The sequence below is a fragment of the Streptomyces sp. NPDC046197 genome, from assembly GCF_040646295.1.
Taxonomy (GTDB): domain Bacteria; phylum Actinomycetota; class Actinomycetes; order Streptomycetales; family Streptomycetaceae; genus Streptomyces.
In genome coordinates, this window is record NZ_JBEYZY010000059.1 from 16,640 (window position 1) to 27,116 (window position 10,477).

Annotated in this window: 7 protein-coding genes and 2 pseudogenes; 4 read left to right on the forward strand and 5 right to left on the reverse strand. The window is 70.1% G+C overall.

Annotated elements, in window-relative coordinates:
* Positions 1–4: 4 nt before the first annotated feature.
* The 3 genes and pseudogenes from AB0A61_RS38935 to AB0A61_RS38945 form a co-directional block, all read right to left on the reverse strand.
* On the reverse strand, positions 5–1,201 hold the full coding sequence (locus tag AB0A61_RS38935; protein ID WP_361303758.1) for a type III PLP-dependent enzyme: 1,197 nt from the start codon (positions 1,199–1,201) through the stop codon (positions 5–7).
* A pseudogene (locus AB0A61_RS38940) lies at positions 1,198–3,004 on the reverse strand (IucA/IucC family protein). Before AB0A61_RS38940 ends, AB0A61_RS38935 begins: the two are co-directional and overlap by 4 nt.
* Positions 2,965–4,551, reverse strand: coding sequence for an IucA/IucC family protein (locus AB0A61_RS38945; RefSeq protein WP_361303761.1), 1,587 nt, complete (start codon positions 4,549–4,551; stop codon positions 2,965–2,967). The pseudogene AB0A61_RS38940 and the gene AB0A61_RS38945 overlap by 40 nt, the downstream one beginning before the upstream one ends.
* A gap of 498 nt (positions 4,552–5,049) precedes the next feature.
* Here AB0A61_RS38945 and AB0A61_RS38950 point away from each other — a divergent pair, with 498 nt between their 5' ends.
* From AB0A61_RS38950 to AB0A61_RS38965, 4 genes are all read left to right on the forward strand, one after another.
* Positions 5,050–5,808 carry a response regulator transcription factor gene (locus AB0A61_RS38950; RefSeq protein ID WP_361303764.1) on the forward strand — a complete coding sequence of 253 codons (759 nt, stop codon included), beginning with the start codon at positions 5,050–5,052 and terminating at the stop codon, positions 5,806–5,808.
* Positions 5,805–7,295, forward strand: coding sequence for a HAMP domain-containing sensor histidine kinase (locus tag AB0A61_RS38955; protein WP_361303767.1), 1,491 nt, complete (start codon positions 5,805–5,807; stop codon positions 7,293–7,295). The genes AB0A61_RS38950 and AB0A61_RS38955 overlap by 4 nt, the downstream gene beginning before the upstream one ends.
* A 189-nt stretch (positions 7,296–7,484) precedes the next feature.
* On the forward strand, positions 7,485–8,231 hold the full coding sequence (locus AB0A61_RS38960; protein ID WP_361303773.1) for a response regulator transcription factor: 747 nt from the start codon (positions 7,485–7,487) through the stop codon (positions 8,229–8,231).
* 432 nt (positions 8,232–8,663) lie between these two features.
* Entirely contained in the window at positions 8,664–8,909 is a 246-nt protein-coding gene (locus AB0A61_RS38965; protein ID WP_361303770.1) for a DUF6332 family protein, read from the forward strand.
* Positions 8,910–8,983: 74 nt separating this feature from the next.
* Here AB0A61_RS38965 and AB0A61_RS38970 read toward each other — a convergent pair.
* Positions 8,984–9,148 (reverse strand): annotated as a pseudogene (locus tag AB0A61_RS38970) (ISL3 family transposase); the annotation flags it as partial.
* 377 nt (positions 9,149–9,525) lie between these two features.
* Positions 9,526–10,338, reverse strand: coding sequence for a class I SAM-dependent methyltransferase (locus AB0A61_RS38975; protein ID WP_361303776.1), 813 nt, complete (start codon positions 10,336–10,338; stop codon positions 9,526–9,528).
* Positions 10,339–10,477: the final 139 nt, after the last annotated feature.

The window sequence follows — 10,477 nt, forward strand, 5'->3', positions numbered from 1 at the left end:
CCTTCTACGGGCGGGGGCCGGCGGGGACGGGAACGTGGTCGAGGTGGTGGAACTGCGGCGTGGGGTGCATCAGGAACTCGTGGTGGGAGATGTTCCAGGCGTACGCCCCGGCCAGGGCGAAGGCGATCCTGTCGCCGGCGTGCAGCCGTCCTGCCTGCACGCCGCTGGCCAGGACGTCCTTGGGCGTGCACAACTGGCCGACCAGCGTGACGGGTTCGTCCTCGGCCCGGGGGCGCTCCCAGGGCCGGTCCCAGGTGCCGTCGGGGATGACGGTGAAGGGCTGGTCGTGTTGTTTGGCGGCCGGGGTGCGCAGGTGATGGGTGCCGCCGCGCAGGACGGCGAAGGGGTGGCCGTGGCTGCGTTTGATGTCGAGGACCTCGGTGACGTACCAGCCGCAGTACACGGTGACCGAGCGGCCCGGTTCGATGCGCAGGGTCAGGTCGGGATGGCCTTCCAGCAGGCGGCGCAGGCCTGTGCCGTAGGCCGCCCAGTCGAAGCGGCGGTCGGGGCGGGTGTAGTCGACTCCCATGCCGCCGCCGAGGTTGACCTCGGTCAGCTCCACGCCGTTGCGGTTCGCCCAGTCCCTCGCCCAGGTCAGGACCTGGTCGGCGAGGTCGAGGTGTGCGGCGGCATCGAGGCCGCTGGCGAGGTGGACGTGGACGCCGCGCAGCCGGATGCGGGGGTCGTCGGCGATGAGGGCGAGGCAGCGGTCGAGGTGGCCGGGGTCCAGGCCGAAGGGGCTCGGCCGGCCGCCCATGGCGAGGGCCACCGGGCCGAGGTCGATCGGGAGATTGACCCGGAGCAGGACGTCCACGGTGCGCTCACCGAGCAGGGCGGTGAGCAGGCGGAGTTCTTGTTCGCTTTCGATGTGCAGGCGGTCCACTCCGGCCTGTAGGGCTTGTTCGAGTTCGTTGGGTGTCTTGCCGGGGCCGCCGAAGGCGACCGGCGTTCCGGGGCAGGTGGTACGGATGTGGTGGAGTTCGCCACCGGAGGCGACCTCGAAGCCGTCGACGTGGTCGCGCAGGACGTCAAGGAGCCGGGGGTCGGAGTTGGCCTTGGCGGCGTAGAAGAGCTGGACGCGCTCGGGAAGGGTGGCGCGGACGGCGGCCGCGTGCTCGCGCAGGTCCTGCAGGTCGTAGAGGTAGGCGGGGAGGTCTTCCGCGTCCAGCTCGGCGACGTACTGGAGAAGTTGCTGCCTCACCGGGTCACCTCGCGGGGGAAGCCCTCGCCCAGCGGGCTGGGCAGCGGGACGTAGCCGGCGTGCCGGTCGGCCTGCCGGGACCAGCGCAGCAGCAGGTTGGCCTTGGCGGGCAGTGGTACGCCGGAGAGCAGAGCGCGCAGCCGGGGCGGCTCGCCCGTGCTGCGGGAGTAGGCGTCGAGGTGGTCGTGGACCAGGCCCCACAGGGCGGGTTCCAGGGCGGGGTCGGTGTCGGCGAGGGCGGCGAGGACTTCGGCGGTGTGGTTGACCAGGAGGCAGTAGGCCACCCGGTTCCAGCCGCGCTCGGCGTCGTACGTCATCGGAGTGCGCACGTCCTCGGGCAGGGCGGTGAGGAACTGGCGGTGGTGTTCGGGGATGAGCTTGGTTCCCTCCAGGTCGCGGAAGATGACCTGGGCGGGGGTGCCGTCGCCGCCCACTCCGACGACGACGTTCTGGAGGTGGGGCTCGAGGACGATGCCGTGCGCGAAGTAGGCGGTCAGGACGGGGGGAAGCAGCAGGCCGAGATAGGCGTCCCACCAGGCGAGCGCATCACCGTCACCGCGGGCAAGGAGGTGGGAGACGTGGGCCGGGCTGGTGGGGTGCTCGTCGGCGATCGCGGCGGCCAGCAGCGGGGTGACGCCCGGACGCAGGTGTTCGCGCAGGCCGGTGCGGACGATGACGCCGAAGCCCTCCACGAGGGAGAGGTCGTCGTCGACGGTGAGGGTGCGGTAACCCGGCTCGGCGAGCAACGAGCTTCCGGCATGGGCCTGACCGATTTCGGCGAAGACGGGGTGGAGGAGCCGGTTGAGGGCCACCGCACCCGACAGCTCGTACGCGGCGTTCTTGCGGACGCAGTTGGTCAGGCGGACGTTGAGGCTGAACTTCAGGAACGTGTCGGCGTCCGGCTGGTACAGGGTCCGCACCGAGGCGGTGGGGACGAAGTCCGGGCCCACGACGCCCGTGTCGACGATCGAGCCGGCGGCCAGGGCCTCGCGCAGGGCGGGGTGGTCGCCGAGCATTCGGTACTGCCACGGGTGCACCGGCAGGGTCACGTAATCCCTTCGCCCGTACGGATGAAGCGCGTCGAGCCTGCTCAGGTCACCCTCCTCACGGACCAGACGCCGGTGCACGCCGAGGTAGCGCAGCGGGAAGCGGGTGCCTGTCTCCGGACCGTAGTCCAGCCAGTCCTCGGGGTCGCCGGTGCGCGACTTGGGCGAGGGGTGGAAGCGGTGACCGAAGACCAGGGACTGCTCGGACTCCAGGTACGGGTCCTGCGGCAGGGCCGCCGTGGCACGCTGCTCCAGGACGGTGTGGATGGTGTTCCGGCTGTCGGCGACCTGGGCCAGGAACTCGTCGTTGGCCACGCCGGTACGCAGTTCCAGCTCCTCCTGGATGTATCCGGCGAGCTCTCGCCACCCGATCGCGGACCAGTCGCCGCCGTCGTACCGCTTGAGCGGGCCGTCGAAGCGGTGTGCGCCGATCAGGGAGATGCGGCGCAGGGGGACGCGGAGCAGGATGTCGCGACGGGGCAGCGACAGCAGCAGGTGGTCCTGGTCGACGGTGACCTGGCGCTCGGGCGCGGAGACCTCGCGGATCAGGCAGTTGAGCAGGGTGTGGGCGGTGACGGCGTCGGCGACCCGGGCGGGACTGTCGGTGGTGGCGAGAGCGGCGCCGGTGGTGCTGGGGACGGTCATGCGGAAGGACTCCAGTCGGTGCAAGGAGATGTGCGGGGAGGCCGGCCGGGCCCGGCGGTTGGAAGCGGGCCGTCAGCGGTGGCGGGCCAGGGGGTTGGGGACGGGAGTCCACTGGGCGACACCGGAGGCTTCGGCCAGGCGCATCGCGATGGTCGCCTTCAGCGGCAGCGTGTCGCCGAAGAACACCTCGCGGTCTGCGCCCGCATCGGGCAGGTCGGCGTAGACGCGGTGGCCGACGGCGGCCACTGCTGCCCACAGTTGCCCGGGGTCGGCGCCGTGCGTGCGTGACAACACGGAGACCAGCTCGCTGAAGACGCCGCTGAGCAGGCCGCCGAACAGCTTGGTGCGCAGCGCCGGCTCGTCGTTGCCGGCCCGGGTGCCGGACAGCGGCGGAAGCGAGAAGCCGTGGCGGGCGAGCCGGTCCGGGTGGATGCGGACGCCGTCCAGGTCCCGGTAGAGCACCCGCACCGGGCGTCCGTCGCGCAGCGCGACGAGCGTGTTCTGGCCGTGGGCTTCCAGGGCCACGCCCATGGACAACAGCGTCAGTGCGGGTGGCAGGACGAGTCCGGCGAACTCCGCCAGCCAGGTGACCGGGTCGCCGCTCACCATGCGGGCCCCGGTGGCGTGGACGGCGGTGAGCGGGACGGCGATCTCTTCCGGTCCGAGGTGCCGTTCGCCGGCCTCGCGGATCATCGCCGCCAGGCTCGCCGAGGGCCTGCCGTTCACGCGGATGGCGCCGCCCGCGAGTTCGCGCAGGATGCGCAGGCTCTCGCCGTGGCCGGCCTTGTCGACGACGGCGGTGACGAGCTCGGACAATGGGGCTCCGTCGGCCACCTCGGCCGGGGAGATGGTACGCCGGTAGTTGGTGACCTGCACGTCCAGCGCCGTCTTGATGTGGCAGCCGGGCAGGGCGTCTACGGGGGACATGGTCCGCATCGACAGGAGCGGGCGGGCGGCGATCGTACGGTCCACGACGGCCAGGTCGGGCTGGTGCGCGAGTACGTGGGCGCGTTGCCAGGGGTGGATCGGCATCAGGACGGTGTCGCCGTCGCGCAGTTCTTGCGGCCAGTCGCCGGTGGCCTGCCAGCGGTCGGCCGGTACGGCGACGAGCGCCAGCTCGATGACGGGGCGGTGCTCGGGTGCATAAGCGAGCACCTCGGCGACGGACAGTCCGGTGCGCGTACGGCAGCAGGGGTGCTGCGGGTGGCCGTCGACCACGGCCTGTTCGGCGTCGGCGGAGTCCCGTATCTCGCGGGGCTCGTGGTTCGCCGCGCGGGCCAGGGCCAGGTTGGCGATGCTGTTGCCGAGCTCGGCACCCAGACGGGACGCGGCCTCCGTGCCCGCTCCGAGGGCGGCGAGGAGCCGGGCCGGCTCGGCGATCGGGCCGTCGGGACCCTGAACGGTGAAGTCGGCGGGGACCGGCGCGAAGCGTTCGGCCGCGGAGGCCGGGCCCACGAGCTGCCCACCACCCATGAGGCGGATGACGAGCGTGCCTGCGTCGTGGTTGCGGTCGGCGATACCTGGAAGGGGTTCGCGGGCGAATGCGCCCCAGAGCCGGCCGAGCACCGTGGCACGCGCACCGGGGAGTGCGGACATGAAGGGCGCGATCAGATCGGGGCGCACGTGGCGCAGTTCCTCGATCGTGCTGCTGTACGGCATGTTTCACCGTCCCGTGGCATAGGAAAGCGAGGGAGAAGCTGCGGAGGCGAACGGAAAGCGCGAATGCGAGCGCCGTCCGCGATCAGCTGCCGACAACGTTACGGGATCGTTAGTTAACCGATTGGCAGAGAAAAGGAAGGCCGGCATCAGAATCGATCCAGCATTCCGTCCGTTCCACCGCGCCGAAAAATGGAACTGTCGTCGGACAATTGGCCGCATGTACCATGTTGCCCGTCGCGGCGAGCGGAGTGGCTGCGCCCGGCTGCCGCTTGCCGGGAGGCGGTTGCTCGATGACGAAAGCCCGCACTGCGCTCTCTTAACAGACCGCTTGCGTGGCGTTGCCTTTTCGCTGACGTTGTGCTGTAGCCGAACCCGTAGGGTCGACGACAGGCAGGAGGCAGTAAAGGAAGACGGTTGTTCACTTTCGCCGAAGGTAATCCGCGCGACATTCATCCGTTTTCCCGGCGCGGCAGACCGCAGGCTTGTGAGTCTGTCGGCATGCGTGTCTTACTGATCGAGGACGACGAACGGGTCGCCGGCCCGCTGATGGAGTGCTTGAGCCGTTTCGGGTTCACCGTCGAGCACGCCCGTACCGGCGCCGACGGACTCGCCGCGGCGGAAGCGGAGATGGTGCTGCTGGATCTGGGACTGCCCGACATGGACGGCATCGATGTCTGCCGGACGCTGCGACTGCGCTCGCAGGTGCCCATCATCATGATCAGCGCGAGAAGCGACGAGGTCGACCGGGTTCTCGGCCTGGAGCTGGGGGCCGACGACTACCTGTCCAAGCCGTTCGGAGTCCGGGAACTGGTCGCACGGATCCGCGCTGTTCTCCGACGTGCCGGACCCGCAGCAGCAGAGCCGGTTGCGGCCATGCCCTCTCCGGAAGGCCACCGACCCCGTCCGGTGGCCCGCCCCCAGCAGATCGGCCCGCTGACCATCGACCGCCGGGGGCGCCAAGTCCACCTGCACCGCACCCCCATCGCCCTCGCGCCCAAGGAGTTCGACCTGCTCGCCTACCTCGCCGACGATCCCGGCGCCGTCCGCACGCGACAGCAGATCCTGGACTCCGTATGGGAACCGAACTACTTCGGCCCCACCAAGACCCTGGACGTCCACATCGCCGCACTTCGCCGCAAACTCGGTGATCCCGCCTGGATCGACAACATCCACGGCGTAGGATTCCGGCTCACGCCACCCGCCGACGCCGCAGCCGCCAGGCAGGTTGAACAGAGCGTCCAAGGAGGTAACCGGTGACCCGCCGCCTCCTGCTCAGCTATCTCAGCCTCACGCTGCTGGTGCTGCTGTGCCTGGAAGTGCCGTTCGGTTACGTCTACGCCCGCGGGGAGATGTCCCGGTTCGCCGGCAATGGGCAGCAGGCCGCGGCCATGCTCGCAGAGGTGCTGGAGGAGAAGGTCGAGCGGCGGGGCGTCACGGATGTCCCCGAAGTGGTGGCGAGCTTCGCGCGGCGAACCCGCAGCCATGTCATCGTCGTGGACAGTAAAGGAAAACTGCTCACCGACTCACGCAACGTGGTGGCCACCGGTACGGACCTGTCCACCCAGCCGGGCATAGCAACCGCTCTGGCCAACCGGTCCAGTTCCGGAACCCGGCAGGAACCGGCCCTGGGTGAAGACGTCTTCTTCGCCACCGTGCCGGGCGCCTCGGGCAGCACCGTCCGCTGCGTCGTACGCGCGTCGTTTCCCCTCACCACAGTGACGTCCAAGGTTCATGACGCCTGGCTGGCGTTGGCAGCCGTGGGGCTCGGGGTGCTGGCGGCCGTTGCCTTGATAGCTCTCGCGCTGGCCCGCTGGATCACCCGCCCGGTACGGGCGCTGGAGCACGCCACGATGCAGCTCGCCGACGGCACCCTGAAGGACCTGCCCGCCACCGACCTCGGGCCCCCCGAGCTGCGGCGCCTGGCCGCCAGCTTCGTCCGCACCGCGACCCGGCTGCAGCATCTGCTCAAAGCCCAGCACGCCTTCGCCTCGGAGGCGTCCCACCAGCTGAAGACGCCCCTGACCTCGCTGCGGCTGCGACTGGAGAACTTCGAGCCCTACCTCGACCCACGGGCACAACGCAGCCTCGACGAGGCGGTGGGCGAGGTGGAGCGGCTCAGTCGCATGGTGCAGGGGCTACTCGCCCTGGCCCGGCTGGAGAACGCGGCGACCCAATCGGAGGCCACCGACCTGGACTCCGTCATCGCCGACCGCGCGGCCGTGTGGGCCGCCTTCGCCGGCGAGCACTATGTGGACATCAACGTGACCGGCCCGAGGATCGGCCGGGTGTGGGCCATCCCCGACGCCCTGGAGCAGATCATCGACAACCTGCTCTCCAACGCGCTGCGGGTCTCGCCGCCCGAGACCACAATCACCTTGGCCACCGCCTGGGCGAGCGGTGCACCCGCAACCGTCGAACTGCACGTGATCGACCAGGGCCCGGGCATGACCGAGGAACAGCGGCAACGCGCCTTCGACCGCTTCTGGCGGGCGAACGACGCCGACCACGAAGGCACCGGGCTCGGCCTGCCCATTGTGAAGCAGCTGGCTCGTGCCTCGGGCGGCGAGGTGACCCTGCGGACCGCCTCCGGCGGGGGGCTCGATGCCGTTGTCCGCCTCAGGACCGCCGAACCACACCGCACAGCCCATCCGCGACGTACCCGGTCGGCGATGTGGGGAAGGCACGACGGGGTGTCACCCACCCCCACCGAACGCCCGCTTGCTGCATCCGACTGGCAACAGTGAGCGGTGAGCCGAAAATTGGCCATCTCCTAACACTGTGCTGGAGGGCTTCTGGCCCTGTGCTGCTCTCCTCGGTCGTAGGGTCGTGCCGTCCGCCGCACTTCAAGGGATGCACGCATGACGACGAACACCGATCCCTCGTACACCGCAGGGGGCGAGCGGGTCATCCCGACCGAACCCACACCGGAGACCATGCGGCTCCTCCTCGTCGAAGACGACGACCGGATCGCCGGCCCCATCATGGAGGGGCTGAACCGCTACGGCTTCGCCGTCGACCACGTGAGATCCGGAGCCTCCGCTCTGTCGGCCTCGACCGCCGACCTCGTCCTTCTGGACCTCGGACTGCCCGACATGGACGGCATCGATGTCTGCCGGGCCCTGCGCGCCCGGTCCACTGTCCCCATCATCATGATCACCGCACGAAGCGAGGAAACAGACCGCGTCGTCGGCCTGGAGGTCGGAGCGGACGACTATCTCTCCAAGCCCTTCGGCGTACGCGAGTTGGTGGCCCGGATCCGAGCCGTCACCCGCCGCACCCACCCGGAGCGGCACGCCCCACTGAACACCGGTACCGCCGCAACCGCCGTGCCCCTTCAAAGCTCCCCACACGCGCAACTGCCTCAGGAGCGTGGCGTCCAGCGCCTGGGCCCGCTGACCATCAACCGGCGCACCAGGGGCGTCACCATCAACAGCCGCCCGCTCACCCTCACTCCGAAGGAATTCGACCTCCTGGCCCAACTGGCCAGCGATCCTGGCGCCGTGCACTCCCGCCAGCAGATCCTCGACACGGTGTGGGACCCGAACTACTTCGGCCCTACTCGCACACTCGACGTGCACGTGTCGGCGCTGCGCCGCAAGCTCGGCGACCCGGCCTGGATCGCCACCGTCCGCGGCATCGGCTTCCGGCTCACCGTCCCCACTGACAGCGCGTACGCGTGAACGGCAGCACACACGGAGGGCATGCGCGTTGGCTGAGGCGTCTTGGGTAGAGCTGAACCTGCTTGGGCTGGGGGGCGTCTCGCGGCTTCGGATCCCACGTTGCGAGACGTCTCGTCCACGTCACGTCAGCCTGTCGACGGCCGCCGCACGCGCGACAGCCCGGGCAGGAATGCCGGGCTGTCACGCAGGGCTCCCGCCGCGCCGGCCGATGACTCACGCCCGCATGGTGCTGGAGGCCATCTCCGGCACAGAGGTGGCCTTCGCCCGCACGGTCCAGCTCCTGAAGCGCTGGAACACGACCCACGGCAAACCGCACGATCGTCGGGATCGACACCTTTCTGCCGCCTCGTCGGCGGCTGCGCGCGAACCGAGGGGGTGCGAGGCAGGCCGATAGCATCGTTCCTCCGCCAGCCTCAATGTCATGCTTAAGTCATGCGGACAAGGCGACGAAGTCAGGCCGAGCGGGACGAGATCACGGTTGAGATCGGCTATGCGCTGCTCAGCGCATGCTTGCTCGGCGCCGTCGTGTTCGCGGCGATTGCCGGCCCGGTTGTCGTGTGGCAGTTCCCTCCCGCCGTCAACACGTTCTTGCTGGCCGCAGGAGGTTCGGTCGCTGGAGTTCTTGGGGCTGCCCGTGTCGTTCACGTCCTATGGCGACACGCGAGACAGCATCGCTGACGGCCGTGCGACAGGGCTCGCCGGATCGGCCATCCCTGTGAGGGCGCCGGCCGTCCGGCGAACTGAAACCTCCGTCACGCCAATTGGGCACGTTGACACAGGAGTTGAAAGCCGGCGTGGCCGAACGTCTGGCGCTTTAGCATCTTGATCCGGTTGACGTGCCCTTCGACGGGTCCCGACTTCCAGGGCAGGGTAAGTCCGGCGATTACGGCGTCGAGGCCGCGGTCGATGCCTGCGGCGAGGATGTGGAGGCTGGGCAGATCGTCCATCCGGACGGCGTCGAGCCGGTCCGTCAGACGCCCCGCCTCAGCAGTGCGTGGACGGCGGCGTGCGTGGTCCGGGTGCGGTCGGCGAAGCGGTGACCGGTCCGCCATAGCGAGCTGGAGATCTCTTCCGCCGGGGCCTGGTGTGGCTCGGGCTCAGGCGTCTCGGCCACAAGAACCGCAGGCAGCGGCGATGCTGTGCGACGGTTTGTTCGGCGGCCTCGCGCAGGTCGTGCCAGAGGTGCCACCGTCCGCGCCCTGGACGTCCGCGCATGACTTGGCTGGCCGCGCATGAATCTGGCTCCACTCATCAGGCCCCCCGGGATCGATCATCCAGGGAACCGGGAGGCGCTCTACCGGCGGACCGCCGAGATCAGTCCGCCGGGCCGCTCCTCGCGCCGGGGTGGGGTGCTGATCGGGCGGCCGTAGGCGGCAGCGCGCTCGCGCAGGGTGTGGCAGTCGGCCTCCCAGCCGTGCCCGGCCAGCCAGCCCACCGGGTCGTCGGGCATCTCCGAGACCCACATGGACGCCGCCGATCCCGGCGCGGCGTCCGCGCCGAAGCGCTCGATCACTCCGCGCGAGCCCAATGTCAGCCCCATCCGACTGCCTGCCGCCGACTGCGCGCTGATCCGGGCCAGCAGCAGCTCCACCGCGTCCTCGGGCAGATAGATCAGCAGTCCTTCGGCGATCCACACGGTCGGCACGGCCGGGTCGTGCCCTGCGGCGGCCAGCGCGGCTGGCCAGTCCTCACGCAGATCCACCGCGACGGTGATCCGCTCGCAGCGTGCGACGGCCCGCTCCTGGCGCAGCACCGAAGCCTTGAAGTCAAGTGGCGCGGCGGTGTCGACCTCGAACAGCCGGGTGTCCTCGGGCCAGTCCATCCGGAAGGCCCGGCTGTCCATGCCGGCGCCGAGCAGCACGACCTGCCGGACCCCGGACGCGGAGGCCTGCTGCAACAGGTCGTCGAGGAACTTCGTCCTGATGACGATGGAGAACGACACGGCCAGCCGGCGGCGTCGCGCGGCCTCGTCATCGGGCAGCGGCGAGGAGGGCCACAGGCCGCCGGCGGTGGCGAAGGCCTGTGCCAGTGGGTCGCGGAACAGCGCGTTCTCCCGCTCGGTCTCCAGCGCCCGCACCCTGGCCACCCCCACCGCCGTGGCCCACACTCCCGACGGCTGCACCCGCTCCTGCTCATCAGTCACCGCGCCAGCCTAGAAGACTCATGAAGATCTTGGTGAAGGGTTGCCCGGCCGTGGGCCGGGCGGCCCTTCTTGCTTATGCGGTGGCCGGGGTGAGGTGCCAGCT

Bases quoted from the DNA above. Each gene is read 5' to 3' on its own strand.
- AB0A61_RS38945 (WP_361303761.1), bottom strand. From the start codon at position 4,551: ATGCCGTACAGCAGCACGATCGAGGAACTGCGCCACGTGCGCCCCGAT.
- AB0A61_RS38950 (WP_361303764.1), top strand. From the start codon at position 5,050: ATGCGTGTCTTACTGATCGAGGACGACGAACGGGTCGCCGGCCCGCTG.
- AB0A61_RS38960 (WP_361303773.1), top strand. From the start codon at position 7,485: ATGCGGCTCCTCCTCGTCGAAGACGACGACCGGATCGCCGGCCCCATC.
- AB0A61_RS38965 (WP_361303770.1), top strand. From the start codon at position 8,664: ATGCGGACAAGGCGACGAAGTCAGGCCGAGCGGGACGAGATCACGGTT.